This window comes from Streptomyces sp. NPDC001828 (genome assembly GCF_042892175.1).
Classification (GTDB): domain Bacteria; phylum Actinomycetota; class Actinomycetes; order Streptomycetales; family Streptomycetaceae; genus Streptomyces.
This window is the reverse complement of the sequence record NZ_JBIATV010000001.1, coordinates 215,212-240,612: the sequence shown is the minus strand read 5'-3', so window position 1 is coordinate 240,612 and position 25,401 is coordinate 215,212. Positions and strand designations below refer to the sequence as shown.

Sequence of the window (25,401 nt, the reverse complement as noted above, 5' to 3'; positions counted from 1 at the left end):
TCCGTACGAGAGCTCACTCGGCAGCCCCGGCCGGAGCGGAAGCGGCGGTGATCCCCTTGGTGGAGGCGATCACGTTCTTCAGCTTCTTGGCGAGCGCCTCATAGAACATGCTGAGCGGAAACTCGTCCGGAAGCACGTCGTCGACGAGCTTGCGGGGCGGCTGCGTCAGGTCCAGGGCGTCGGGGCCCTTGGCCCAGGTCGATCCGGGGTGCGGGGCGAGGTAGGTGGAGACCAGCTCGTACGCGGCGAACCAGTGGACCAGCTTCGGGCGGTCGATGCCGTCGCGGTAGAGCTTCTCGATCTCGGCGCACAGCTGGTTGGTGACCTGCGGGGCGCGGTCCCAGTCGATGTGCAGCTTGTTGTCGGTCCAGCGCACCACGTCGTGCTTGTGCAGGTAGGCGAAGAGGAGCTGCCCGCCCAGACCGTCGTAGTTGCGGACGCGGTCGCCGGAGACCGGGAAGCGGAACATCCGGTCGAAGAGCACGGCGTACTGGACGTCACGGCCGTGCTGGTTGCCCTCGGCCTCCAGCTTCACGGCCTCCTTGAAGGCGGTGAGGTCGCAGCGCAGCTCTTCGAGGCCGTACATCCAGAACGGCTGGCGCTGCTTGATCATGAAGGGGTCGAACGGCAGGTCGCCGTGGCTGTGGGTGCGGTCGTGCACCATGTCCCACAGCACGAAGGCCTTCTCGCAGCGCTCCTGGTCGGCCACCAACTCCCGGATGTCCTCGGGCAGTTCGAGCCCGAGGATGTCGACGGACGCCTCGGTGACGGCGCGGAAGCGGGCCGCCTCACGGTCGCAGAAGATGCCGCCCCAGGTGAAGCGCTCGGGGGCCTCGCGCACGGCGATGGTCTCGGGGAAGAGGACCGCGGAGTGGGTGTCGTAGCCCGCGGTGAAGTCCTCGAAGGTGATGCCGCAGAACAGCGGGTTGTCGTAGCGGGTGGCCTCGAGGTCGGCGAGCCACTCGGGCCAGACCATGCGCAGGACGACCGCTTCGAGGTTGCGGTCGGGGTTGCCGTTCTGGGTGTACATGGGGAAGAGGACCAGGCGCTGGAGCCCGTCGGCGCGGTCGGCGGCCGGGTGGAAGCGCATCAGCGAGTCCAGGAAGTCCGGCACGTCGAAGGCGCTGTCGGACCACTTGCGGAGGTCCTCGACGAGCGCGCGGTGGTAGTCGGCGTCGTGCGGGAGCAGCGGGGAGAGCTGCTCCACGGCGGCTATCACCTGGTCGAGGGTCGCGTCGACGGCGGCGCGGGCGGGGGCGCCCTCGGCGTCGAAGTCGATCGAGCCGTCCTTGGACTGCCAGGGCCGGATCTCCTCGACGGCGTTCTTGAGCGCGGGCCAGGCGGGGTGGTCGACCACCCGCCGGTCGGCTGTTGCGCCCCCCACGGCCGGGTCCTGCACAAGAATTTCCGTCATGTCACTTCCTCCACAGGAGAACCTAGCGTCAAGACACCGTATCCGCGTTCGGTTCTTCCCCTCAAGAGGAAGCACGATAAATTATCCTGCGATCTTTCAGTTGCGCCGCTCTTCTTCCTGTGTCAGGCCAATGGCACGGCTATGGCTGCGGCGAGCCGGGTGAGCGCCGCCCGGCCTTCGGGGAGCACGTCGGCCAGGCCGACGAAACCGTGGAACATCCCCGGGCAGTGGTCGCCGACGGCCGCAACCCCGGCCGCGCGCAGGGCCCGCACATAGGCGCGCCCCTCGTCGCACAAGGGGTCGCAGCCCGCTGTGACCACGTAGGCCGGCGGCAGTCCCGTGAGGTCGGCCCGCAGCGGCGAGGCGAGCGGATGCCCGCCGTCGCCGCGCGGGCCGAGGTACTGCGCCCAGAACCACCGCAGGTGCGCCGCGGTCAGGTAGTAGCCCTGGCCGTTGGCGCGGTACGAGGCGGTGTCCCGGGCCGCGTCCAGCGCCGGGTACACAAGGGCCTGGAGGGCGAGCGGTGGGCCCTGGCGGTCGCGGGCGAGCAGGGCGGCGGCCGCGGCGAGGTTGCCGCCCGCGCTGTCGCCCGCCACCACGAGCGGGCCCGCGGCGCCGCCGAGGTCCTGGAGGTGCCGCCCGGCCCACAGGAGCGCCGCGTAAGCGTCTTCGGCGGGGGCGGGGAAGCGGGCCTCGGGGGCGAGGCGGTAGTCGACGGAGACCAGGACCGCGCCCGAGGCCCGGCACAGCGCGCGGCAGGTGCGGTCGTACAGGTCGAGGCCGCCCAGGACCCAGCCGCCGCCGTGCAGGTAGACCACCGTGGGGGCGGGGCCGGGCGCGGCGGGCCGGTAGACGCGGACCGGAAGATCGGGTGCGCCGGCCGGGCCCGGCACCGAGCGGTCGGTCACCGAGCCGACCGCCGGCGGCGCACCCGGTGACGAGGGCGCCCGGGCGAGGATCCGCCGGGCCTCGACCGCGTCGGTGACCGCGCCGCCCACATCGGGGAAGACCGAGGCCAGCACGTCGGCCCAGCGGCGGGCGGCGGGCGCGAGGCGGTCAACTCCCCTGCGCGGTAAGCCTGTTGGGGACGGGTGCCGGTCGAGCCCCTCGCCGCGTACGCCCGTCACGGGCGGCGGCCCCTCGTGAAGGGGTCCGACGCGGAGGGGCCCGTCGCGGAGGGGCCCGTCGCGGAGGGGTCCGTCGTGAAGGGGTCCGTCGTGCCCCTCGTCGGCTGTGCCCGTCACGGGCGGGTGTCCGTCGTGAAGTGCGGGATGACCCTCTCGCCCCACTGCCGCAGCGTCTCCATGCAGGCCTCCTGCGGCACGGTGCCCATCTGGATCAGGCACATGACCTCGTCCGCGCCCGCGTCCCTGAGCCGCTCCACATAGGCGATCGCGTCGTCGGCGGTGCCATAGGCGTGGTCGGCGTTGAACGTCGCGGTGGAGGCGGGCCGTACGGGAATGTGCTGCTCGTGCAGGCGGGCCACGACCTGTTCGGCCGCGACGCGCATCGCGGCCGCCTCGTCCGAGCCCTCGACGACGGCCTCGTCCGGGATGCCCGCGCCGCCGTACCAGTGCCCGATGGACTGGGCGAAGAAGCGCTGGCCCCGGATGCCGACGCGCCGGGCCGGCTCGCGGTCGTCCGAGACGATGGTCGGGCAGAGCACCGCGAAGTGGTCGTTGACGGCGGTGGAGACGAAGGCTTCGCCGGTGCGGGCCGCGAGCGCGCCGTCGTAGGCGCGGCGCATCGCGGCGATGGATTCCGGCCCCGCGAAGCCCATCACCAGGGCCCCGACGCCGAGTTCGGCCGCCCGGGTCAGGGTCTCGGTGCGGCTGCACGCCAGGAACAGCGGAGGGTGGGGGGCCTGTGCGGGCCGGGGCAGGATCGGGTGCGGGGCGATGTCGATCAGCTCGCCGTGGTACTCGAGCTCCTCCTTCCGCCAGGCCGCGCCGATGATCCGCAGCGCCTCCTCCACCTCCCGCGTCGTACGGTCCCGGTCGACGCCGCACAGCGAGGTCTCCTGCTCGGTGCCGCCGCGCCCGGCGCCGAGGTCGAGCCGGCCGCCGGAGAGCAGGTCGAGGGTGGCGGCGCGTTCGGCGACGCGGACGGGGTGGTTGAAGTTGAAGGGCATGCAGACCACGCCGTGCCCGATCCGGATGGTGCTGGTGCGGGCGGCGACCCAGGTCAGGAAGATCTCGGGGGCACTCATGTGCGCGTACCATTTCAGCGCGTGGTGCTCCACCGCCCATATGCGGTCGAAGCCCATCCGCTCGGCGTACACGGCCTGTTGAACACAGTCGTGGAACAGCCGGTGCTCGCGCTCGACGGTGGGATCCGCCAACTGCGCCTCGAAGATCACGGAGAATTTCACGGGCCCTCCAGGGGTTGTGTCCGCGTGTCTCGCTTACTTCAATTCGTCATATGACTAGTCGTCAGTTCTCCAACAAGCAAGACACGGAACGTCAGTTGCCGCCGACGGCATGGGCGGTGCTCGGGCTGCTCTCGTTCCCCGGCGAGCGGACCGGCTACGAGCTCAAGAAGTGGGCGGACGCCTCGCTGCGGTTCTTCTACTGGTCGCCCGCGATCAGCCAGATCTACGCCGAGCTGCGCCGGCTTGAGGCGCTCGGGTACGCCACCTCGCGGCGCTCGGGCCCCGAGGAGCCGCGCACCAAGCGCCGGTACGCGATCAGCGAGGCGGGCCGCGCCGCGCTCGCCGCGTGGGCGGACTCCCCCGACGCGGCCGGGCCAGCGGTCCTCAAGCATCCGCTGGTGCTGCGGATCTGGCTCGGGCACCTCGCGGCGCCGGAGCGGCTGCGCGCCCTGGTCGAGGAGCATCTGGTGCGTACCGAGGCCGAGTTGAGTCAGGTGCGGGCCGCGCTCGCGCGGGCCGAGGACAACGCCGAGTGGGCGCATCCCCGGATCGCGCTGCGCTGGAGCGAGCTGCGGGAGCTGGCCGAGCTGGAGCTGGCCCGGGCGATGCTCGCGGATCTGGACCGTCTGACGCCGCCGCAGGGTGGGAATCCGGCCCATCACGACGGCTGGCCCGGCCCGGGGTAGGGCGGCGCGGCGGGGGCGTCAAGCGCGGAAGGACTCGCCCACGGGCGGGTGACGCGCGTTGGCCCGTGGCGGGTCCGCACAGGTAGGACGGAGTCCTCCCGCCCCTCGTCCGCACCCCGGAGCCGCGCCCATGAGCACCCGCGCCGTCCTTGTCGCAGCCCTGATCACCGGCCTCGTCCTCGGGATCGCGTCAACCCGGGCGGACGACTCCGATGCGCCCCGCGAGCCGGGGTCCGTTGCGGTGGCGGGCCGTTAGGCTGCGGCTGCCGCGTGCGCACGGGACTGCATCGCGCGCCAATAGCGCCGTCGACGGAAGCGAGGCCTGTCTTGACGTTCCTCACCATCGGTCATCGCGGGGTCATGGGTGTCGAGCCGGAGAACACCCTGCGTTCCTTCGTCCACGCCGAACGCGTGGGCATGGACGTCATCGAACTCGATCTGCATCTCAGCAAGGACGGCGCCCTCGTCGTCATGCACGACGCCGAGGTCGACCGCACCACGGACGGGGAGGGCGCCATCGGCCAGCTGACCCTCGCCGAGCTGCGGGAACTGGACGCCGGCCAGGGCGAACGCGTCCCCGTGTTCGAGGAAGTTCTCGACGCGGTGAAGACCCCGGTCCAGGCGGAGATCAAGGACGCCGCCGCGGCCCGCGCCCTCGCCGAGGTGATGCTGCGGCGCGACCTGGTGGGCCGGGTGGAGGTCCTGTCGTTCCACGACGCGGCGCTCGCCGAGATCGCCTCGCTGGTGCCGGGCGTGCGCACCGCGCTCGTCGACGACGACTGGGGCCCCGATCTCGTCGAGCGGGCCGCGGCCGTCGGCGCGAAGAGCCTGGTCCTGGACATCAACCGGCTCAACCTGGAGACGGTCGAGCGGGCCCACACCGCCGGCCTCAAGGTGATCGGCTGGACCGTGAACACCCAGGACCACCTGCGTCTGGTGCGCGCCCTGCAGCTGGACGGCGCCACGACGGACTACCCGGAGATCCGCCGCACCGGCCGCTTCACCGCCTAGCGCGGGACGGGCGCGGTCAGCCCAACTCCTTGACCAGCAGCTCGAATTCGAGGTCGTCGCGCTGCGGCAGGCCGAAGCGTTCGTCTCCGTACGGGAAGGGCGTCATCCTTCCCGTACGGCGGTAGCCGCGCCGCTCGTAGAAGGCGATCAGCTCGTCGCGCACCGAGATCACGGTCATGTGCATCTCGGTGACGCCCCATTCGGCGCGCGCGATGCGCTCGGCCTCGGCGATGATCTGCTTGCCGAGGCCGGCGCCCTGGAGCGCGGGAGAGACCGCGAACATCCCGAAGTAGGCGGCATCGCCGCGGTGTTCGAGCTGGCAGCAGGCGACGAGCGCGCCGTCGCGCTCTACGGTGACCAGCCTGCTGCCGGGGGTCGTGATGACCGCGCGCACGCCCTCGGGGTCGGTGCGCCGGCCCTGGAGGATGTCGGCCTCGGTGGTCCAGCCGGCGCGGCTGGAGTCCCCTCGGTAGGCAGACTCGATGAGGGGCACCAGCGCCTCGACGTCGGCTTCGGTGGCGTCCCGGTAGCTCAGCTGTGCGGCGGCGCGCCTTGCGGTGTCCATCGTTCGCTCTCCCTGCTGGTCAATTGCGCCACGGCGGCCTCCCGAGCGTAACCCGGCCCGTTAGGGTCGCTGGTCATGGTGCACGTACTGAGCAGCCGGACCCTTCTGCGCCCCACCGACCCCGAGCGTTCGCGCGCCTTCTACGGCGAGCGGCTCGGACTTCCCGTCTACCGGGAGTTCGGTACGGGGCCCGAACGCGGCACGGTGTACTTCCTCGGCGGCGGCTTCCTCGAGGTGTCCGGCCGTGCCGAGGGGCCGCCGGCACCGGGACTCCAGCTGTGGCTCCAGGTCGCCGACGCGGCCGAGGCGCACGAGGAGCTCGCGGGGCGCGGGGTCACGATCGCGCGGCCGCCGGTGCGCGAGCCGTGGGGGCTGATCGAGATGTGGATCGAGGACCCGGACGGGGTGCGCATCGTGGTCGTGGAGATCCCCGCCGACCACCCGCTGCGCTACCGCCCCTGACCCCATCGGCCCCCGGTGTCCCGTGGGCCGCCTCGCTCCCCCGCCCTGACCGGCGAAGACCTCCCGCGCGCTCCCCCTGTGTGTCCCTGCGCCCGCGTATGCGGCCCCGTGGCCGGGCATCGACCTGTCGGCAGGGCGTCACACAGAGCGGGGAGGTACGCCGTGCACGGTCCGGTGCTGCCCGGATGGCTGCTCGTCGCGCTGTGCGCGGCGACGGGCTCGTACTGTCTGCTGCGGATGCGCAGCGGCTCCGCGCGGGCCCGCAGGGCGGCGGGCGGCGAGGCGGTGATGGGGTTCGGGATGGCCGCGATGGCCGTGCCCGCCGCGTTCCTGGCGCCACCGCCGTGGATGCTCGCGGGGTACGCGGTGGTGTTCGGCGGCGCGGCGCTGCGGGCGCTGTGGCTGGCGCGGGGCGGGGCGCACCATCTGCACCATGTGGTGGGCTCGCTCGCGATGGTCTACATGGCGCTCGCGATGGCGCCGGCGGGCGGGGGCGGCGGGCACGCCGGGCACGAGGGCCACACGGCGGGCGGGGTTCCGTTCCTGACCGGGGTGCTGCTCCTGTACTTCGCGGGCTATGTCCTGTCGACGGGGGTGCGGCTGCTGCCCGGTGCGGCCGGGGGCGCGCCGGTCGCGGCCGTCTCGTGGGGCGCGCGGCCCGAACTGGCGCTGGCCTGCCGTCTGTCCATGGGGATCGCGATGGTGGCGATGCTGGTCACCGTCTGAGCGGACTCGGGGCGCCCTTCGGGCCGGCCCATCGTGGCGTGCGTCACTTGATGTCCACGGAGATACCTATGACGGCGGCCCCGCTCATAGGCTGAGACCATGACGGTCTCCCTCGCGTTGCTGGTGCTCGGCCTGGTGTCCGCCGTCGCCGCCCCGCGACTGCTCGCCCGCGCCGACTGGGTCGAGCGCGAGCCGGTGGTGGCGCTGTGGGTGTGGCAGTGCGTGGTGGCGGCCGTGCTGCTGTGCTTCGGGCTCGCGATGGTGTTCAGCGCCGCGTCGGCCTGGCGGACCGTGCGCGGCCAGGTGTTCGCGACCGCGCCCCGCGCCGTGGTCGAGGCGTACGCGCTCGGCCCGTACGGTCCCTGGTCGGCGGCGCTCGCCGTGCTGCTCTTCCTGGGCGGCGCCTGGACCGGGGCGATGCTGACGCGGGAGATCCGGGACAGCTGGGCACGCCGTCGCCGGCGCCGCGCGGAGCTTCGCCTGCGCTCGCCGCTGCTGCCCGGCGAGGAGCCGTCGGGCGAGCGTCTCGTGGTCCTTGAGGCGGCCCGGCCGGACGCCTGGTGGCTGCCGGGCCAGACGCCCCAACTGGTCATCAGCACGGCGGCACTTCAGCGTCTGAAGGGCCGTCAGCTCGATGCGGTGCTCGCCCATGAGCTCGGCCACGCGCGGGCCCGGCACGACTGGCTGTTGCACTGTTCGGGCGCGCTCGCCCGGGGGTTCCCGCAGGTGCCGGTGTTCGCCGCGTTCCGCGACGAGATGCACCGCCTGGTGGAGCTGGCCGCCGACGACGTGGCGTCCCGCCGCTTCGGCCGCCTCACGATCGCGCTCGCGCTGGTCGAACTCAACGAGCACCGAGGGGTGTTCGGGCCCTGCCCCGCACCCGACGGCCAGCTCCCCCAGCGGGTGCACCGGCTCCTGTCCGCAGCCCCTCGGCTGCCCGCGAGCCACCGCCTGCGCCTGACCGCGTACGCCGCGCTGGTCCCGGCCGTCCCCCTGATCGTGGCTCTGGTACCGGGTCTGCACGCGCTGGGCTAGGGGCCGCCGGGTCTTGTCCGGGGCGCGGCCGGTGACCGGCCCGCCGGGCGGGCCCTAGCCGCGGCCCGGCGCATGGGCTTGGATCTCTTCCATGCTCCTCGCCACCCCCGAAGCCCGCCCCCGCCCGTCCGTGCCACTGCGCGCGGGGCTCGTCTGCGCCCTGCTCGCCGGAGTCCTGCTGGCTCTGGTGGCCGCCCGGTGGGGTCCGCTGATGTCGCTGGACCGGTCCGTCGCGGAGGGGCTGCACCGCCGGGCGGTCGCCGATCCCGGGCTCACCCATGTCAACCGGATCCTGACCGACTGGGTGTGGGATCCCTGGGCGATGCGGGCGCTGCTCGCGGTGGCCGTCGCGGTGCTGCTGTGGCGCGGCGAACGGCTGCTCGCACTGTGGGTCGCGGCGACGAGCGCGCTGGGCACGGCCGTGCAGCAGGGCCTGAAGGCGGCGGTCGGGCGGGACCGGCCGCGGTGGCCGGACCCGGTGGACTCGGCCGGCTATGCCGCGTTCCCCTCGGGCCACGCGATCGGTGTGACCGTCGCCTTCGGGCTGCTCGTGTGGCTGCTCGCCCTGCACGGGGCGGGGCGCCGCCCGCGTTTGGCGGTTCTCGTGGTCGGGGTGGTGTCCGCGCTCGGCGTCGGGTTCACCCGGCTGTTCCTGGGCGTGCACTGGTTCTCGGACGTGGTGGGCGGCTGGCTGATCGCCGTGGCCGTCGTCACCCTGAGCGCGGCGGCCCACCGGCGTCTGGCCTTGAACCGGCGGGCCCGGGCGCGCGAGGATCACGGGCATGACGATCAAGGGCGTTCTCTTCGACTTCTCCGGCACCCTCTTTCGCGTCGAGCCGGTCGGTGACTGGCTCTCCGCCGTGCTCGACGCCGCCGGCATCACCCTGACCGATGACGAACTAGCCGTGTACACAAGGGAGTTGGAGGAGGCCGGGGCCCTGCCCGGCAGCGCCAACCCGCTGCACATGCCCGAGCACCTGGCGGAGCTGTGGTCCGTACGCGACCAGAGCGGCGACCTCCACCGCCGGACCTACACGGGTCTGGCCCGCCAGGTGGAGCTGCCCGACGAGCGCCTGTACGACCTGCTCTACGACCGCCACATGACCCCGGCGGCCTGGCTCCCCTACCCCGACACCAGGACGGTGCTCGCCGGGCTGCGCGGGCGCGGCATCAAGGTCGGCGTGGTGAGCAACATCGGCTGGGACCTGCGGCCGGTCTTCCGGGAGCACGGCCTGGACGACTTCGTGGACGCGTACGCGCTGTCCTTCGAGCACGGGGTGCAGAAGCCGGCCGAGCGGCTGTTCCGGGCGGCCTGCGGGGCGCTGGGGCAGGACCCCGCCGAGGTGCTGATGGTGGGCGACGACCGTCGGGCGGACGGGGGCGCGGCCGCGGTGGGCTGTGCGGTGCACTTCGTGGACCATCTGCCGGCCGACGAACGCCCGGAGGGTCTGCTGCCCGTGCTCGCGTTGGCCGGAGATGGGCGCTGAGACGGCGGGAAGGGCGCAAAAGGGGCTACCCGTCCGGGGTGATCCCCCGCGTCACCCCGAACGAGCAGCCCGTGCCCAGGTCGGGGCCCGACTGAGGGGTACCGCCCTGGGACACCCTGAGTATATTGGCTCAGAGCCAGTCAACGCAGGAGTTACAGCATGTCCCCGCGCAGCGCATCGGTCAATGAAGAATTGCGCAGACGTTCTCGCGAGCGGCTGCTGCAAGCCACGGTGGAACTGGTGGCGGAACGCGGCTACGAAGCGACGACTCTCGGCGACATCGCGGACCGCGCCGGCTCGGCCCGCGGTCTGGTGTCGTACTACTTCCCGGGCAAGCGCCAGCTCCTCCAGTCCGCGGTGCACCGCCTGATGCATCTGACCCTGGAGGAGGGCCTGGAGCGCGAGCCGCGGACCGCCGACGGGCGCGAGCGGATGGCCCGGGCGATCGACGCGATCCTCGGGCTCACGCACTCGCAGCCGGTTCTCATGCGGGCCCACATGGCGGGGATCCTCCAGGCCCAGGGCTTCGTCCAGTGCCCCGAGCAGCAGCGCCTGGCCGCGCTGCTGCGCGACACCGTCGTGCGGTACGGCTCGCGGGACGTCGACACCGAGTACCCGTTGCTGCGCGCCAACCTGATGGGGGCGGTGTTCGCCGCGCTGCTGCCGGGCGCCCCGATGGACGCGGCCAGGCTGCGGGCCGAGCTGTTCCAGCGGTACGCGCTCGACTGGGAGCTGGGCGTTCCGCCGAAGCCCGCCCCCTGACCGCCGAGGGCGTCCCCTGACCGGCGGCACACCCCTACCCGCCGTGGACGCGGCGGTGCCATCCTTGAATTCCCTGCGGTCTTCTGCGGTTCTCTCTTCCAAGGAGCGCCCGCCATGCTGCGCATCGCCGTCGTCGGATCCGGGCCGAGCGGTGTCTACACCGCCCAGAGCCTGGTGGAGCTGAGCGCGGCCGACGAGGTCCGGGTGGACGTCCTGGACCGGCTGCCGTGCCCGTACGGTCTGGTGCGCTACGGGGTCGCCCCGGACCACGAGAAGATCAAGTCGTTGCAGAACAACCTGCGCGCGGTCCTGGAGGACGGCCGGATCCGTTTCCTCGGACATGTCGAGGTGGGCCCCGGCGGGGTCCCGGCGGACGTGCTGGCGCGCCTGTATCACGCGGTGGTGTACTGCGTCGGCGCCAAGTCCGACCGGCACCTGGGCATTCCCGGCGAGGAGCTGCCGGGGAGCTTCTCGGCGACCGAGTTCGTGTCCTGGTACAGCGCGCACCCCGACAGCGATCCGGGCGCCTTCGTCCTGGGCGCCCGTTCGGCCGTCGTGATCGGCGCGGGCAACGTGGCGGTCGACGTGGCGCGCATGCTGGCGCGCGGCGCGGACGAGCTGCGGCCGACCGACGTGCCGCAGTCCGCGCTCGGCGCGCTCGCCGTCAGCCAGGTCCGCGAGGTGCACATGGCGGCGCGGCGCGGACCCTCGCAGGCCCGCTTCACCACCAAGGAGCTGCGCGAGCTGGGCTCGCTGCCGGGCGCCGACGCCACGGTGGCCGTGGACGAGCTGGCCCGGGATCCGGACTTCGTCGACCCGGCCGCGCTGCCGGGGCCCGTGCGGCGCAATGTGGCGGTGCTGCGCGGCTGGGTCGGGCGCCCGGTGCGGCCCGGCGCCCGGCGGCTGAACCTGCGGTTCTATCTGCGTCCCGTGGAGATCCTGGAGCGGGACGGCCGGGTGGGCGCGGTGCGCTTCGAGCGGACGGTGCCGGACGGGACCGGCGGGGTGCTCGGCACCGGCGTACACGAGGACATCGAGGCGCATCTGGTGCTGCGGGCGGTCGGCTACCTCGGGGTGCCGCCGCAGGGCCTGCCGTTCGACCCGGCGACCGGCACGGTGCCGCACGCGGCGGGCCGGGTGCTGCGCGCGGGCAGGGCGTCGCCGGGCGAGTACGTGGCCGGCTGGATCAAGCGCGGCCCCACCGGTGTGATCGGCACCAACCGCCCCTGCGCGAAGGAGACGGTGACCTCACTGCTCGCCGACGCGCCGCTCCTCGCGGGACGGACGGTGGCGGCCGAACCCCTTGACGCGCTGCGGGAGTTGGGGCTGCGCCCGGTGACCTGGCAGGGGTGGCTGGCGATCGAGCGCGCCGAGGCGGAGCTGGGCCGGTCACTGGGGCGCGGCTCGGTGAAGATCCCCGACTGGGACGGGCTGCTCGCGGCCGTGGAGGGCGGCTGAGGCGCGGCCGCCGCCGGGCTCCCCGGCGCTCAGGCCTGGTCGCCGAGGCGCCCGGCCTCGCGGCCCGCCGCGTCCAGGATGCTGTCGAGCAGCCCGGGGAAGAGGGCGTCGAGGTCGGCACGGCGCAGGCCGTTCATCTTGGCGGTGCCCCGGTAGACCTGGCGGATCACACCGCTCTCGCGCAGCACGCGGAAGTGGTGGGTGGTCGTGGACTTGGTGACGGGCAGCACGAAGCACGAGCACGAGAGCTCGTCGTCGGTGGTGGCGAGCGCCCGCACGACCCGCATCCGCATCGGGTCGGACAGCGCGTGCAGGATGCCCTCCAGGCGGATCTCCTCGCGCGCCGGGTGGGCGAGTTCACGGGTGTTCGTCACGGTGGTCACCCGCATCATTGTACGAGAATCATCGTAGTTTGACATCTCCCGTAGTACGAGAGTTATCGTACGAAGCGATCCCGGCACCGCACCGGTGCCCCGGGCCGTTTCGAGTGGAGAATGCCGTGTCTGCTGCGAGTGCCCTTTTCGAGCCCTACACCCTGCGGTCCCTGACCGTGCCGAACCGGGTCTGGATGGCGCCGATGTGCCAGTACTCGGCCGAGGTCTTCGGGCCGGACGCGGGCGTGGCCAACGACTGGCACTTCGCCCACTACGCGGCCCGCGCCACCGGAGGTACGGGCCTGATCCTGGTGGAGGCGACCGCCATCAGCCCCGAGGGCCGGATCTCGCCCGCCGACCTGGGCATCTGGAACGACACCCAGGTCGCGGCGCTGCGCCGGATCACCGCGTTCCTTCAGAGCCAGGGCACCGTGCCCGGCATCCAGATCGGGCACGCCGGACGCAAGGCCTCCACGGACCGCCCCTGGCTGGGCGGCGCGCCCCTGGCGCCCGACAGCGAGGAGGGCTGGCAGACCGTGGCCCCGAGCCCGGTGGCCTGGGACGAGGGCCACACCGTGCCCACCGAGCTGACGGTCGATCAGATCCAGCAGGTGGTCGGCCAGTTCGCGGCGGCGGCCCGCCGGGCTCTGGACGCCGGGTTCAAGGTCGTCGAGATCCACGGCGCACACGGCTACCTGATCGGCCAGTTCCTCTCCCCGCACTCCAACAAGCGCACCGACGAGTACGGCGGCTCGTTCGAGAACCGCACCCGCTTCGCCCTCGAAGTCACCGACGCCGTACGGGCGGTGTGGCCCGAGGAGCTGCCGCTGTTCTTCCGCGTCTCCGCCACCGACTGGCTGGAGGACGGCGGCTGGACCGCCGACGAGACGGTGCGTCTCGCCACGCTGCTCAAGGAGCACGGCGTGGACCTGCTCGACGTCTCGACCGGCGGCAACGCCTCGGGCGTCCGCATCCCGACCGGCCCCGGCTACCAGGTGCCGTTCGCCGAGCGGGTGCACAACGAGAGCCCGCTCGCGGTCGCCGCCGTCGGCATGATCACCGAGCCGCAGCAGGCCGAGAAGATCCTCGCGAACGGCGAGGCGGACGCGGTCCTGCTCGGCCGCGAGCTGCTGCGCGACCCGTCGTGGGCCCGCCGGGCCGCCCGCGAACTCGGCGGCGACGTCCACGTGCCGGACCAGTACCACCGCTCGGTCTGACGCCGGCGGGTGCGCCGGTCCCCCGTCGGCCTCCCTGCCGTTCAGCGCACTTCGAAGGGCCCGCTCACCCCGGTGAACGGGCCCTTCGGCGTGCTGTCGCCGTGGTAGGCGATGCGGTACGTCCCCGGCGCGGCGCCCTCGGGAATGTTCCAGGTGACGGTGGCGATCGAGGTCGCGGCGCCGGAACGCGCCCAGCGGAACAGCGTCGACCAGTCGCCGTCGTCCGCGACCCGCACCCACGTCCCGTCGCCGCCGAGGCGCTCCACGGACAGGTAACTTCCGCCCCTGCGCAGGTTGTTGGAGGGGTGGGCGGCCACGAAGGAGGCGGTGGCGCGGCGGCCGATCAGCGAGAAGTCGAGGACGTCACCGAACCGCCTGCCCGGGTGCGGCGCGTCGGCTTCGGCACGGCGGCGCCTCGCACGCACCGCCGCCGTGGGCTCGGGGACACCCGGCTCGGCCGGGACTCCGTCGCGCATCGCGGCGGCGAGGCCGGCCGCGGCCTGGCAGAGCGCGGGCAGCTCCCAGCGGCCGAACAGGGTGCTTCCGCCCTCGTACTCCTGGGCGTCGTACTCCTCGGGCGTGGTCACGTAGTGGATGTAGCCGTTGCTGTACCCGGCGACCAGGACGTCGGACAGCTCGGCGCCGACGATCGCCGCGACCGTGCGCCGCAGCCGCAGCCCGGCGACGATGGTGACCTCGCCGGGTACGCCGATGAGGAACAGCGGTCCGATGCGCAGGAGTTGGACGGGGGCGCGCTCCTGGATCACCGGCACGAGGCGGTTGAGCGGGCCCGCCGGGAGGGCGAGCGCCTTGGGGTACTGGGCGTCGCGCAGCGCGGGCGCGAAGGGGTAGACGAGCCGCCGCGAGACCGCGTCCCACAGCGGGTTGGCGCCCGGCCGGAAGCCTTTGAAGCCGGGGCCGTCGACCCGGGCTCCGGCGAAGGCGGCGGCCCCGCCGACGGGCGGGGAGGTGCGGTGGGCGCGCCCGTCGCCGGTGAACGCGGGGCGTACGTCGACGGCGGAGAGGTGGAGGTGGGTGGCGCGGAAGTCGAGCCCGCCGCGGATCGTCCGGCCTCCGGTGAGCGCGGCCGCGGCCTCGTACTGGCGCAGGCCGATGATCCGGGTGTTCTCGAACTCGTCGCCTCCCGGGCCGCGGCCCGGTGCGAGTCCCAGGTTCGGTGACATGTCGCCCGCGTTGGTCTGTGCGAAGGCGCTCACCAACTCCGGTTCCGCATCGGCGAGATGGTCGACGCCCGCGACGGTTCGCTCCCAGTGCAGGGCCGCGTAGCCCTTGTTGTCGGCGCTCACCAGACGGTTGCGGTTGGTCATGCTGGTGTTGTGGGTGGCGAACCAGTTGAGGGCGGCGTGCAGCCGGCCGTCGCGCTCCACGGCGAGCAGGGTGGTCGCCGGGTCGATGGCGTCCGGGAAGTGGGCGCGGTCGGCGGCCGGGTTGCGGTCGAAGGCGGGACGCGAGCGGTTGGTACTGGCGTTCCTCAGCTCACCTTGCGCCAGGCGCAGTTGGGCGGGGGCGAGGTCGGCGATCGCCGCGAGGGCGGCCTCGGTGATGCCGTCGGTGATCGCACGGAAGGTCTGCTCGCGGAAGCCGCCGGTGTTGCTGTTGTAGAGCCGGTGGTGGAAGTAGCCGCCGGGTCCGCAGTGGGTGTGGGTGGCGGTGAGCATCACATTGGCGGCGCCGTAGCCCTCGGGCAGCCGCCGCAGCACCTCGCGTACGACGGCGTCCGACATCAGGGGCAGTTCGCACACGACCAGGAGGAGCCGCACCCGGCCCTCCTCGAACGCGAAGGCGCGGGCCCGCTGACGGGTGTGCAGACCCGCGCTCTGCTGGTCCGCCTTGCCGTAGCCGAGCAGGCCGCACTCGGCGGTCTCCCCGGTGATGTCGGCGATGCCGCGTCCGGCCGCGATTCCCATACGGGGCAGGCTAGTTGACGTGGTCGGGGTCGGAGTCGGCGATCTGCTCGTAGAGCGGCTGGGCCTGGAACCAGCCCGCGAAGTGGCCGCCGAGCTGGCCGCGGGTGTGCAGGGCGGTCTCGCGGTCGATGTGCCGGGGGGTGCCGGCGGCCATGGCGAGGAGCTGGGCCTGGCAGGAGCGTTCCATGGTGATGAACCACCACACCGCCTCGGCGACCGAGTGGCCGACGGTCAGCAGCCCGTGGTTCTGCAGGATCACCGCCTTGTACGCGCCGAGCGCCGCCGCGATGCGCTTGCCCTCCTCGGCGTCGCTGACCACGCCCCGGTAGTCGCTGTAGAGCCCGTGGTCCTCGAAGAAGGCGCAGGCGTCCTGGGTGATCGGGTCGAGGGGGATGCCGAGCGAGGAGAACGCCTTGCCGTGCAGGGAGTGCGAGTGGGCGGCGGCCAGCGCGTCGGGGCGCGCCTGGTGCACGGCGGCGTGGATGACGAACGCGGCGCGGTTCACCGGGCGGCTGCCGTGCAGCAGGTTGCCCTCGTGGTCGACCAGGATCAGGTCGGACGCCTTGATCCGGCTGAAGGCCATGCCGAACGGGTTCACCCAGAACCGGTCGGGGTGCTCCGGGTCGCGGACGGTGATGTGTCCGGCCACGCCCTCGGAGAAGCCGAAGCGGCCGAACAGCCGGAATCCGGCGGCCAGTTGTTCCTTGCGGTAGCGCCGTTCGTCCTCGACGCCGTCGAAGACGGGCGGCGTCGGGACGGTCACTCCTTCGGGCAGCGGGCCCGCCGCGCCCGCGATCACCTCGGCGGGGGCCGGGGCCGTGACGTCGTCGGTCATGAGCGTTCCTCCTGGAGTCGCCGGTCGCTGGGGGCCACCATCGGATACATTCGCGTATCCGATACGCGCCTGGATGCTTTCCGAGGGCGCGGGTGCTGTCAAGAGTCCGGGAGCGGGAAGTGCCCAAGGGAACGACCAAGCGGCGGCCGCAGACGCTGGCCCGGCTGCTCGACGCCGCGCTCGAGGTGTTCGCGGAGTCGGGGTTCGGGGCGGCCAGGATCGAGGACGTGTGCCGGCGCGCGGGCTACACGCGGGGCGCCTTCTACTCCAACTTCTCCTCCAAGGAGGAGCTGTTCTTCGCGCTGTTCGACGCGCACGCGGCGCGCGAGCTGGAGCGGATCGCCCGGCTCGCCGCGGAAACCGACGACCGTGACCTGTCGGTGGCACGGATCGCCGCACTGCTCGCGCACATCGGGCCCGACGAGCGCACCTGGTTCCTGGTGACCACCGAGTTCACCCTCTACGCGATCCGCAATCCCGGGGCGGCCGCCCGGCTCGCCGACCACGACGCGCGGCTGCGCGAGGAGGCGGCGGCCCTGCTCGGCGCCCTGCTGACGAGGGCCGGTCTGCGCCCGCGCGGGGATCTGGCGGAACTCGTACGGGCCGTGGTCGCGCTGCGTGAGGGCGCGCTCGGGCAGAGCTATGTGGAGCCGGACGTCCTGGCGCCCGGCGCGCTGGCCGAGCGCTTCCTGCCGTTCCTCGTCGAGGCCGTGACCGAACCCCTGCCACAAGCACTCTGATCTGCTGTTTCCTTCCGATGAGGCCCGTTGTCAGTGGCCGGGTGCACACTGGCCACATCCGGAACAACGGCGTTTTGGAGGGACCGGCATGACCGAGGTACTGCTCACCGCAGGTACGCGCAAGGGGCTCTTTCTCGGCCGCAGACGCGGCAGCACCTGGGACTTCGAAGGGCCCCACTTCAACGCCCAGGCGGTGTACTCCGTGGCCGTCGACACCCGGCACGGCCCCTCGCCCCGGCTCCTGGTCGGCGGGGACAGCACACACTGGGGACCGTCGGTGTTCCACTCCGACGACCTCGGCCGCAGCTGGACCGAGCCGAAGCAACCGGCCGTGAAGTTCCCCGAGTTCACGGGCACGTCGCTTGAGCGGGTGTGGCAGCTGCGTCCGGCGGGGCCCGAGGCGCCGGGCGTGGTGTACGCGGGGACGGAGCCGGCCGCGCTGTTCCGTTCCGAGGACGGCGGCGAGAGCTTCACGCTCGTGCGCCCCCTGTGGGAGCACCCGACGCGCTCGCGATGGGTGCCCGGCGGCGGGGGCGAAGGCCTGCACACCATCGTCACCGATCCGCGCGACGCCCGGGTTCTGACGGTCGCCGTCTCCACGGCGGGGGTGTTCCGCACCCGGGACGGCGGAGAGAGCTGGGCGCCCGCCAACAAGGGGGTCTCGGCGGTCTTCCTGCCGGACCCGGACCCCGAATTCGGCCAGTGCGTCCACAAGATCGCCCAGGATCCGGCCGACCCGGACCGCCTCTATCTGCAGAACCACTGGGGCGTCTACCGCAGCGACAACGCCGGGGAGCGGTGGACGGACATCGGCGCGGGGCTGCCCTCCACGTTCGGCTTCGCGGCCGCCACCCATCCGCGCCGGGGCGGTACCGCCTATGTCTTCCCGATCACCGCCGACTCCGACCGGGTCCCGGCGGACAACAGGTGCCGTGTCTTCCGCACCGAGGACGCGGGCGAGAACTGGGAGCCGCTCTCGGCGGGCCTGCCACGGGAGGCCCACTACGGCACGGTGCTGCGCGACGCGCTGTGCACGGACGACGCCGACCCGGCGGGCGTCTACTTCGGCAACCGCAACGGCGAGGTCTACGCGAGCGCCGACGACGGCGACAGCTGGCGGCTGCTCGCCTCGCATCTGCCGGACGTGCTGTGTGTGCGGGCGGCGGTGATCGGTTGACCGGGACGGCAGGGCGCGGGGGGCTGCGCCAGTAGAGTGACGGCGTGGCAGCACGACCGTTGAAAGAGATCGTCGAGCCCGGCTGGGCGGACGCACTGGAACCCGTGGCCGGAAGGGTCGCCGCGATGGGCGGCTTCCTCCGTGAGGAGATCGCGGCGGGGCGCACTTACCTGCCGTCAGGAGCCCATGTACTAAGGGCTTTTCAGCAGCCGTTCCACGAGGTGCGGGTACTGATCGTCGGCCAGGACCCGTATCCGACGCCGGGTCACGCCGTCGGCCTGTCGTTCTCGGTGGCGCCCGAGGTGCGGCCGCTGCCGGGCAGCCTGGAGAACATCTTCCGCGAGCTCGACTCCGACCTGGGACTGCCGAGACCGTCCAACGGTGATCTGACGCCGTGGACCCGGCAGGGGGTGCTGCTGCTCAACAGGGCGCTGACGACGGCGCCCCGCAAGCCCGCGGCCCATCGGGGCAAGGGCTGGGAAGAGGTCACCGACCAGGCCATCCGGGCGCTGGTGGCGCGGGGCACCCCGCTGGTGTCGGTGCTGTGGGGCAGGGACGCCCGCAATCTGCGCCCGCTGCTCGGGGACCTCCCGGCGATCGAGTCCGCGCACCCCTCCCCCATGTCGGCGGACCGGGGCTTCTTCGGCTCGCGCCCCTTCAGCCGTACGAACGAACTTCTCCAGCGCCAGGGTGCCGAGCCGGTCGACTGGCGGCTGCCGTGACGGACCACGGGGCGCCCTGGGTGCTCGGGGTCGACTCGGGAGGGTCCGGCGTGCGGTTCGCGCTGCGCCGGACCGAGCCGGGCTCCCGGGCCGAGACGATCGCCTCGAAGGAACCGGTACGGACCGGCCCCGCCGGCATCGACGCGGGGCACCTCCTTGATCAACTGCTCGCGGCGGCGCAGGAGTTGAGGCTGCGTACCGGAGCGGACGAGATCGCGGCGGTCGCGGTCGGCGCGGCCGGGATGGCCACGCTCGGGGACGCGTTGCGGGCCGAACTGCCTAGCGCCCTGGCCCGTCACCTCGGCGCCCGAAGCCTCGCGCTGGCCGCCGACGCCGTCACCGCGTACGCGGGGGCGCTCGGCCAGCGGGCCGGGGCGGTGGTCGCGGCCGGGACCGGGATGATCGCGCTCGGCACGGACCTCGGCACCTGGCGGCGGGCCGACGGGTGGGGGCATCTGCTGGGCGACGCCGGGGGCGGCGCCTGGATCGGCCGGGCCGGTCTCGATGCGGCCCTGCGCGAGCACGACGGGCGGCCGGGCGGCTCGCCGGCCCTGCTCGCCCGTCTGAAGGCGGTGTTCGGCGCCCCCGGCGAGCTGCCGGGGCTGCTGTATCCGCGCGACGACCGGCCCGCCGTGCTCGCCTCGTTCGCGCCCGAGGTCGCGGGCTGCGCCGCGGCCGATCCGGTGGCCGCGGGCATCCTCGGGGACGCGGCCCGGCACATAGCCGAATCCGCCGCCGCCGTCTGCCCGCCGGGCATCGGCGAGCCGCCCCAAGTGGCGCTCACCGGAGGCCTGTTCAAGCTCGGCGAGCCTCTTCTCGTACCGCTGCGCGCGGAGTTCGAGCGGCGGCTGCCGCACGCCCGGACGGTCGAGGCGGCCGGGGATCCGCTGGACGGTTCGCTGCTCGTCGCGGCGGCCCTCGCGGGCGGGGAGCTGCGACTGCCGCGCGATCCGCGCATGTTGTGGATCGCAAACGGCGTGACGGATCACGACCGAGTGAGTGCCAAGACAGATCAGGACAGTTGATCTTTATGCCACTCTCCGGGAAAATCGGGGCAGATACCGCTCAGCTGTCCCCTCCCCGAACAGCCGCCCACGCAAAACCAGTAGCATGCGACGCCATGAGCACCCCCACTGGGCCAGCATCCGGCCTGCCCGTACGAATGCCGCGACCCCGCCAGTCCGGCCGGCACCGCCGCCCGGAACCGGTGGTTGCTCCGGAGGGCGCGCCCGCGCTCGTTCTCGCCGTTCCCGGCGTTCCCGGCCCCGCTGTGCGCAGCCTGGCCGAAGAAGTCATCAGCATCGCCCGCTCCGAGCTGCCCGGCCTGCACGCCCGCATCGGCTACCTGGACAGCACCGAAGCCGAGTCCGCCGAGTACCCCACGCTCGACGCCGTCCTCGCCCACACCGCCGCCGAGCGCGGCGCGCGCGTCGAGCAGGCGCGCGCGGCGGGGCGCGAGGCCGCCGAGCCCGAGGGCCCGGTCGCCGTGGTGGTCCCGCTGCTCGCGGGTCCCGACAGTGCCCTGATCCGCCGGATACGGCAGGCCGTCGCGGACAGCCGTGCCGCCGCCGAGCTGACCGACGTGCTCGGTCCGCACCCGCTGCTCGCCGAGGGCCTGCACGTGCGGCTCTCCGAGGCAGGTCTGGCCCGTGCCGACCGGGCCCGGCTGTTCACGGTCGCGACCGCCGCCGACGGGATCATCCTGGCGACGGTCGGCGGCGAGGAGGCCGTACAGGCCGCCGGGATCACCGGCATGCTGCTGGCCGCGCGGCTCGCCGTGCCGGTGATGGCCGCGGCGCTCGACCAGGAGGGCGCGATCGCGGCGATGGCCGCACAGCTGCGCGGCTCGGGTTCGGCGCAGCTCGCCGTCGCCCCGTACCTGATCGGCCCGGAGGTGGCCGACGGGCTGCTCGACGCCGCCGCCAAGGAAGCCGAGTGCGCGGTCGCCGAGGCGCTCGGCGCCTACCCGGCGATCGGCAAGCTGGTCCTGTCGAAGTACGCCGCCGCGCTGGGCATCACCGCGCAGCCGCAGGGATCGCCGGTGCACTGACCGTACGTACGAAGGGCGGGGCCCGCACCGGACGTCCGGTGCGGGCCCCGTCGCGTCCGGGCCGCCGTCAGGCGAAGACCAGGCAGGAGGCGGCCGGGGCTTCGAGGGAACCCGCCCGTGCGGGGATGCCGGTGGCGGGGTCGATGTCGAACCAGGTCACGTCGCCGGAGCGCTCGTTGGAGGCGTACAGGCGGCGTCCGGCGGGGTCCAGGGTGAGGTCGCGCGGCCAGTGTCCGCCGCAGTCCACGGTGGTGACGAGCCGGGCCTTCTCGCCGCTCGCGTCCAGCGCGAGCACGGCGATCGAGTCGTGGCCCCGGTTGGCCGCCCATACGAAGCGCCCGTCGGGCGCGACGACGACCTCCGAGGGGAACGTGTCCACGTTCACGCCGTCTTCGACGACGGGTACCTCGTCGAGGGGTTCGAGCCGGCCGCCCTCGGCGTCCCAGCGGCACACGGTCAGCGTCGGCGCCAGTTCGTTGAGGACGTACGCGTACCGGCCCCCGGGGTGGAAGGCGAGGTGGCGCGGGCCGCTGCCGGGCCGCAGAGCGGTCTCGGTGTGCGGGCTCAACTCGCCGGTTTCCGGGGCGAGTTCATAGACGCGGACGGAGTCGGTGCCGAGGTCGACGCTGACGACCCAGCGTCCGCCGGGGTCCGCGAGCACTTGGTGCGCGTGCGGCTCGCGCTGCCGTTCGAGGTGGGGTCCCGACCCGTGGTGGGCCAGGACGGACGTGGCAGGGCCCAGGCCGCCGTCGGGGCGCAGGGGCAGCGCGGTGACGCTGCCGGAGTTGTAGTTGGCGGTGACCAGGTGTCCGGCGGCCAGGGCCAGATGCGTCGGGCCCGCACCGCCCACGGGTACGGGTTCGCCGAGCAGCCGGGGCTCGTCTCCCCCGATGTCGAAGGCGGCGGCCGTCCCGTCGGCGCTCTCCCCCACGGCGTAGAGGACGGCGCCGTCCTCGGAGGCGGCGAGATACGACGGGTTGGCGACGGCGGCAGAAGATCCGAGGACGGTGAGCGCCCCGGTCTCCCCGTCCACGGCGACCGCGGTCACCCCGTGCCCGCCCGCCGTGGTGAACGACCCGATGAACGCCCGCGCGGCCCTGTCCCTGCTCACCGTGCTACCCCTCTCCGCCGAAGGCCCCATGAGCCGGGGCCGCCCCTGCGCACCGCTGTGCTGGGCCGACCGTAGCAGGGGGTCTAGACCAACTGGGGCGAGATGGGCCCGGCGCCCGCGGTCAGGCGGCGGCGAGCGGAGCGCGCGGCGCGGACCGCAGCGGGGCGGCGAGCTCGCCGAGGGCGCGCTCCAGGCCGTGCAGGTGCGTGAGGGCGGCCTCGGCGCCGGGGTGGTGGTGCGGGGCCGGCAGCGAGGCGAGAGTGGACCAGGTCTTGTGGTCGGGCTCCGGCGAGACCAGGGCCGCCACCGCCGCCTCCACGCGCTGGCAGGCCGCGGTGAGGCGGGCGTCGTGGGAGGCGGCCGGGTCGGCGGCCACCGCGGCCAGGCCCCGTACCTCGCGGGCGCACTCGTCGAGCAGGACCAGGACCTGGTGGGCCCGCGCCCTGCGGGCGCGCAGCGGGCTGAGCGGGTGGACGAGCGGGGCGAGCGAGAGGCGCACCCGGCCGAGCAGGAGTTCCAGTTCGGCGGCGCGGGGTGCCGGGTCGGCGCTCTCGTCCCCGGCGAGCCGGTGGGCGGCGGCCGCGGTGCACCGGCGCACGCAGTGCAGGGCCCGCTGGATCCACGCGTCGGTGGCGGTGTGCGTGGTGACCGGCAGCACCAGGGCGACGCCGATGACCGCGCCGAGGGCGCCCACCGCCGTCTCCTGGACGCGGAGCACGAGCAGTCCGGGGTGCAGCACGCCGAGCAGTCCGTAGAGCAGCCCGGCCATGACGGTGACGAAGAACATCATCCAGCTGTAGCTGGGCGCGGCCGTGTAGAAGATGCCGAAGACGCACACGGCGACCAGCGCGGCGGTGGGCGCCGGCGCCCCGTGCAGCGGGATCGCGATGAGCAGTCCGGCCAGGATGCCGACGACCGTGCCGAGGACCCGGCGGAATCCGCGCACCAGGGTCTCGCCGCGCGAGGCGGTGTTGACGAAGATCCACCAGGCGGCGCCGACGGCCCAGTACCAGCGGTCCTCGGAGAGCACCTGGCCCACGCCGAGCGCGAAGCCGCAGGCCACGGTCGCCTGGAAGGCCTGCCGGGTGGTGTGGCGGGCGAAGCCGCGCCCGGCGAGCGGGGCCGGGGCCGCGGGCTGTGCGATGTGGCGCTCGATGCACCACAGGCCGAACCTGACCGTCGCCGAGGCCGCGATCGCGAGGCCGATGGCCGCGTACAGCTCGGGCAGCTGGGAGGTGACCGCATGCAGGAACTGGGTGGCGAAGAACATCATGAACGCGAAGATGCCGAGCGCGTGGCCGCGCGGGCCCCAGCGCCGGGCGTACACCCCGGCGAAGATCACCACGAGCCAGGCGGCGTCGCGCGGCAGCGGGGTGGCGTGCAGCGAGGCCGCGAGGGCGAGCACCGGGAAGCCGACGACGGGCAGCAGCGCGGTGGTGGTGGCCTGGGCGCGGACCGTGGGGTCGCCGACGGTGAACAGCGCGAGCAGCGCGGCGAGGCCGGCGGTGATCGACGCGGCGAGGGAGAGCCCGCAGAGTTCGGCGGCGGTCACCGACAGGCCCACGCCGAGCACGGCTCGCAGGGACACCCGCAGTCGCAGAAGCCCCGGGTCCGGAGCCACAAACATCCTCTTCACGGCGGTCGCCGCGCCCCCTTTACGTGCAATCGGCCTCAGGCATGACAAAGGCGCCGCGGGGCCCGGACCGGCTTCGTCGCCGTCCCGCGCGCTGCGCGGCGCCATCTACCACCAGAGGAAAACACCCGGAGGGACACTGGCTCAACCGAGCATCGCTTCACTGAGCCATTGGTACAGTTCGGAGTTCGACGACAGGACCAGAAGGGAGCCAACGGGACATGACGGTGGACACACTCGACACCCGGATCCTGCGTCTGCTCATCGAGCAGCCGCGCACCAGCATCCGCGAGTACGCGCGCGTCCTCGGGATCGCGCGCGGCACGCTCCAGGCCCGGCTCGACCGGATGGAGCGGGACGGGGTGATCACCGGCACCGGCCCCACGCTCTCCCCCGCCGCCCTCGGTCACCCGGTGCTGGCCTTCGTCCACATCGAGGTGACCCAGGGGCACCTGGTCGAGGTGGGCGACGCCCTCGCGGAGGTTCCCGAGATCATCGAGGCGTTCTCGATCACCGGTGGCGGCGATCTCCTGACGCGGGTCGCGGCCCGGGACAACGCGCATCTGGAAGACGTCATCCAGCGGCTCATCCAGCTCCCGGGCGTCGTGCGCACCCGGACCGAGGTGGCGCTGCGCGAGCGCGTGGCGCACCGGCTGCTGCCGCTCGTGGAGTCGGTGGGCCGCGCCTGCGCGAAGTGAGCGGCGGAGAACGCCGCCGGCCCTTGGCATGCTGGGACACATGAGCACATCACGTATCACTTCGGTCATCTTCGATCTCGACGGCACTCTCGTGGACAGCGAGCCGAACTATTACGAAGCCGCGCGTCAGGTGCTCGCGCGGTACGGCCTGCCGGATTTCAGCTGGGAGCAGCACGCCCGCTTCATCGGCATCGGCACCCGCGAGACGCTGGAGCTCCTGGACCGGCAGCACACGCTGACCGGGTCGATCGAGGAGATGCTGGCGGCGAAGAACGCGGCCTATCTGGAGCTGGCCCGCACCTCGACCGAGGTCTTCCCCGAGATGCGCGCGTTCGTGGAGCGGCTGCGCGCCGAGGGCGTACGGATGGCGGTGGCCTCGGGCTCCTCGCGGTCGGCGATCGACGCGGTCCTCGCCGGCACCGGCCTCGCCCCCTACATGGACCTGGTGGTGTCGGCCGAGGAGGTCGAGCACGGCAAGCCCGAGCCCGACGTCTTCCTGGAGGCCGCCCGCCGTCTCGGGGCCGCGCCCGCGAACTGCCTGGTCCTGGAGGACGCCCCGCCCGGAGCGGCGGCCGCGCACGCCGCCGGAATGCGCTGCGTCGCCGTGCCCTACCTGCCGGCGAGCGCCGGCGACCCGGCGTTCGCCACGGCGGGACTGCTGTTCCCGGGCGGGCAGCGGGAGTTCAGCGCCGAGCGGGCGTACGCGTGGATGACGGGGGACCTGGCCGCCGACCCGGCACGTCCCGCCTGAGGCCCAACTCCCGCCGTGCGTGCGGGACCTGAGGGAGCCACGGGGCCATGACCTGGTGCCTCCGGCACGATTGACGGAAGGTCTGGACCAATCTACGGTGTGGGGCGCCACCCCCTCGCACCTCCTCAGGTCCCCCCACGGTCCAGGAGCGGCGCGGCCTCGTCGCGCCCGCTCCCGGAGGCAAGGAG

27 protein-coding genes are annotated in these 25,401 nt (G+C 73.3%); 18 read left to right on the top strand and 9 right to left on the bottom strand.

All coding sequences use genetic code 11. The annotated features are described in order from the left end of the window. Window positions 1-13: 13 nt before the first annotated feature. The 3 genes from ACFYZA_RS01175 to ACFYZA_RS01165 form a co-directional block, all read right to left on the bottom strand. A complete protein-coding gene (locus ACFYZA_RS01175; protein WP_382587821.1) occupies window positions 14-1,414 on the bottom strand; it encodes a DUF6421 family protein in 1,401 nt (466 codons plus the stop codon). 122 nt (window positions 1,415-1,536) lie between these two features. Beyond that, on the bottom strand, window positions 1,537-2,541 hold the full coding sequence (locus ACFYZA_RS01170; protein ID WP_388486093.1) for an alpha/beta hydrolase: 1,005 nt from the start codon (window positions 2,539-2,541) through the stop codon (window positions 1,537-1,539). A gap of 113 nt (window positions 2,542-2,654) precedes the next feature. Then, complete coding sequence (locus ACFYZA_RS01165; RefSeq protein ID WP_388486090.1) at window positions 2,655-3,785, bottom strand: LLM class flavin-dependent oxidoreductase; 1,131 nt, start codon at window positions 3,783-3,785, stop codon at window positions 2,655-2,657. 50 nt (window positions 3,786-3,835) lie between these two features. On the opposite strand from ACFYZA_RS01165, the gene ACFYZA_RS01160 reads away from it, so the two are divergent. The 3 genes from ACFYZA_RS01160 to ACFYZA_RS01150 all read left to right on the top strand — a co-directional run bounded on the left by ACFYZA_RS01160 (window position 3,836) and on the right by ACFYZA_RS01150 (window position 5,482). Beyond that, window positions 3,836-4,471 carry a PadR family transcriptional regulator gene (locus ACFYZA_RS01160; RefSeq protein WP_382587827.1) on the top strand — a complete coding sequence of 212 codons (636 nt, stop codon included), beginning with the start codon at window positions 3,836-3,838 and terminating at the stop codon, window positions 4,469-4,471. Between the two features lie 130 nt (window positions 4,472-4,601). Continuing rightward, window positions 4,602-4,727: a hypothetical protein gene (locus ACFYZA_RS01155; RefSeq protein WP_268251568.1), complete on the top strand. Its 126-nt coding sequence runs from the start codon at window positions 4,602-4,604 to the stop codon at window positions 4,725-4,727. A gap of 71 nt (window positions 4,728-4,798) precedes the next feature. Then, complete coding sequence (locus ACFYZA_RS01150; RefSeq protein WP_382587830.1) at window positions 4,799-5,482, top strand: glycerophosphodiester phosphodiesterase; 684 nt, start codon at window positions 4,799-4,801, stop codon at window positions 5,480-5,482. 16 nt (window positions 5,483-5,498) lie between these two features. Here ACFYZA_RS01150 and ACFYZA_RS01145 read toward each other — a convergent pair whose 3' ends face one another. Then, complete coding sequence (locus ACFYZA_RS01145; RefSeq protein WP_382587833.1) at window positions 5,499-6,047, bottom strand: GNAT family N-acetyltransferase; 549 nt, start codon at window positions 6,045-6,047, stop codon at window positions 5,499-5,501. A gap of 75 nt (window positions 6,048-6,122) precedes the next feature. Between ACFYZA_RS01145 and ACFYZA_RS01140 the strand changes: the two genes are divergently transcribed. From ACFYZA_RS01140 to ACFYZA_RS01110, 7 genes are all read left to right on the top strand, one after another. Continuing rightward, window positions 6,123-6,509: a VOC family protein gene (locus ACFYZA_RS01140; protein ID WP_388486087.1), complete on the top strand. Its 387-nt coding sequence runs from the start codon at window positions 6,123-6,125 to the stop codon at window positions 6,507-6,509. Window positions 6,510-6,671: 162 nt separating this feature from the next. Next, window positions 6,672-7,235 (top strand): DUF5134 domain-containing protein, encoded by a 564-nt coding sequence (locus ACFYZA_RS01135; RefSeq protein WP_388486085.1) that lies wholly within the window; start codon window positions 6,672-6,674, stop codon window positions 7,233-7,235. A 99-nt stretch (window positions 7,236-7,334) separates the two neighbouring features. Next, window positions 7,335-8,270, top strand: coding sequence for a M56 family metallopeptidase (locus tag ACFYZA_RS01130; protein ID WP_388486082.1), 936 nt, complete (start codon window positions 7,335-7,337; stop codon window positions 8,268-8,270). Window positions 8,271-8,361: 91 nt separating this feature from the next. Continuing rightward, on the top strand, window positions 8,362-9,117 hold the full coding sequence (locus tag ACFYZA_RS01125; RefSeq protein ID WP_388486079.1) for a phosphatase PAP2 family protein: 756 nt from the start codon (window positions 8,362-8,364) through the stop codon (window positions 9,115-9,117). After that, window positions 9,053-9,757, top strand: a complete 705-nt coding sequence (locus tag ACFYZA_RS01120) for an HAD family hydrolase (RefSeq protein WP_388486077.1) — start codon at window positions 9,053-9,055, stop codon at window positions 9,755-9,757. The genes ACFYZA_RS01125 and ACFYZA_RS01120 overlap by 65 nt, the downstream gene beginning before the upstream one ends. 159 nt (window positions 9,758-9,916) lie before the next feature. After that, window positions 9,917-10,519: a TetR/AcrR family transcriptional regulator gene (locus ACFYZA_RS01115; RefSeq protein WP_382587845.1), complete on the top strand. Its 603-nt coding sequence runs from the start codon at window positions 9,917-9,919 to the stop codon at window positions 10,517-10,519. 114 nt (window positions 10,520-10,633) lie between these two features. Continuing rightward, window positions 10,634-11,977, top strand: coding sequence for an FAD-dependent oxidoreductase (locus ACFYZA_RS01110; RefSeq protein WP_388486074.1), 1,344 nt, complete (start codon window positions 10,634-10,636; stop codon window positions 11,975-11,977). Window positions 11,978-12,006: 29 nt separating this feature from the next. Here ACFYZA_RS01110 and ACFYZA_RS01105 read toward each other — a convergent pair whose 3' ends face one another. Further along, window positions 12,007-12,369 (bottom strand): ArsR/SmtB family transcription factor, encoded by a 363-nt coding sequence (locus ACFYZA_RS01105; RefSeq protein WP_388486072.1) that lies wholly within the window; start codon window positions 12,367-12,369, stop codon window positions 12,007-12,009. A 107-nt stretch (window positions 12,370-12,476) separates the two neighbouring features. Here ACFYZA_RS01105 and ACFYZA_RS01100 point away from each other — a divergent pair, with 107 nt between their 5' ends. Then, window positions 12,477-13,568, top strand: coding sequence for an NADH:flavin oxidoreductase/NADH oxidase (locus ACFYZA_RS01100; protein WP_388486069.1), 1,092 nt, complete (start codon window positions 12,477-12,479; stop codon window positions 13,566-13,568). Between the two features lie 41 nt (window positions 13,569-13,609). Here ACFYZA_RS01100 and ACFYZA_RS01095 read toward each other — a convergent pair whose 3' ends face one another. Next, window positions 13,610-15,496 carry a neutral/alkaline non-lysosomal ceramidase N-terminal domain-containing protein gene (locus ACFYZA_RS01095; protein WP_388486066.1) on the bottom strand — a complete coding sequence of 629 codons (1,887 nt, stop codon included), beginning with the start codon at window positions 15,494-15,496 and terminating at the stop codon, window positions 13,610-13,612. A 10-nt stretch (window positions 15,497-15,506) separates the two neighbouring features. Next, a complete protein-coding gene (locus ACFYZA_RS01090; protein WP_382587855.1) occupies window positions 15,507-16,331 on the bottom strand; it encodes a class II aldolase/adducin family protein in 825 nt (274 codons plus the stop codon). A gap of 119 nt (window positions 16,332-16,450) precedes the next feature. On the opposite strand from ACFYZA_RS01090, the gene ACFYZA_RS01085 reads away from it, so the two are divergent. From ACFYZA_RS01085 to ACFYZA_RS01065, 5 genes are all read left to right on the top strand, one after another. After that, a complete protein-coding gene (locus ACFYZA_RS01085; protein WP_382587857.1) occupies window positions 16,451-17,071 on the top strand; it encodes a TetR/AcrR family transcriptional regulator in 621 nt (206 codons plus the stop codon). An 88-nt stretch (window positions 17,072-17,159) separates the two neighbouring features. Further along, the gene (locus tag ACFYZA_RS01080; protein WP_388486064.1) at window positions 17,160-18,248 is read left to right on the top strand and encodes a WD40/YVTN/BNR-like repeat-containing protein; all 1,089 of its coding nucleotides are present in this window, start codon (window positions 17,160-17,162) and stop codon (window positions 18,246-18,248) included. Window positions 18,249-18,292: 44 nt separating this feature from the next. Further along, window positions 18,293-18,970 carry a uracil-DNA glycosylase gene (locus tag ACFYZA_RS01075; protein ID WP_382587861.1) on the top strand — a complete coding sequence of 226 codons (678 nt, stop codon included), beginning with the start codon at window positions 18,293-18,295 and terminating at the stop codon, window positions 18,968-18,970. Then, a complete protein-coding gene (locus ACFYZA_RS01070; protein WP_388486062.1) occupies window positions 18,967-19,995 on the top strand; it encodes an N-acetylglucosamine kinase in 1,029 nt (342 codons plus the stop codon). The genes ACFYZA_RS01075 and ACFYZA_RS01070 overlap by 4 nt, the downstream gene beginning before the upstream one ends. A gap of 95 nt (window positions 19,996-20,090) precedes the next feature. Beyond that, window positions 20,091-21,020, top strand: a complete 930-nt coding sequence (locus tag ACFYZA_RS01065) for a sirohydrochlorin chelatase (protein WP_382587865.1) — start codon at window positions 20,091-20,093, stop codon at window positions 21,018-21,020. Window positions 21,021-21,087: 67 nt separating this feature from the next. Here the strand turns inward: ACFYZA_RS01065 and ACFYZA_RS01060 are convergent, their stop codons facing one another. Both ACFYZA_RS01060 and ACFYZA_RS01055 read right to left on the bottom strand, forming a co-directional pair. After that, window positions 21,088-22,161 (bottom strand): lactonase family protein, encoded by a 1,074-nt coding sequence (locus tag ACFYZA_RS01060; protein WP_388486060.1) that lies wholly within the window; start codon window positions 22,159-22,161, stop codon window positions 21,088-21,090. A 91-nt stretch (window positions 22,162-22,252) separates the two neighbouring features. After that, window positions 22,253-23,758 (bottom strand): FUSC family protein, encoded by a 1,506-nt coding sequence (locus ACFYZA_RS01055; protein ID WP_388487940.1) that lies wholly within the window; start codon window positions 23,756-23,758, stop codon window positions 22,253-22,255. Between the two features lie 227 nt (window positions 23,759-23,985). Between ACFYZA_RS01055 and ACFYZA_RS01050 the strand changes: the two genes are divergently transcribed. Next, window positions 23,986-24,462: an Lrp/AsnC family transcriptional regulator gene (locus ACFYZA_RS01050; protein WP_382587870.1), complete on the top strand. Its 477-nt coding sequence runs from the start codon at window positions 23,986-23,988 to the stop codon at window positions 24,460-24,462. Between the two features lie 40 nt (window positions 24,463-24,502). Beyond that, window positions 24,503-25,213, top strand: coding sequence for an HAD family hydrolase (locus ACFYZA_RS01045; protein WP_382587872.1), 711 nt, complete (start codon window positions 24,503-24,505; stop codon window positions 25,211-25,213). The last annotated feature ends 188 nt before the right edge of the window (window positions 25,214-25,401 follow it).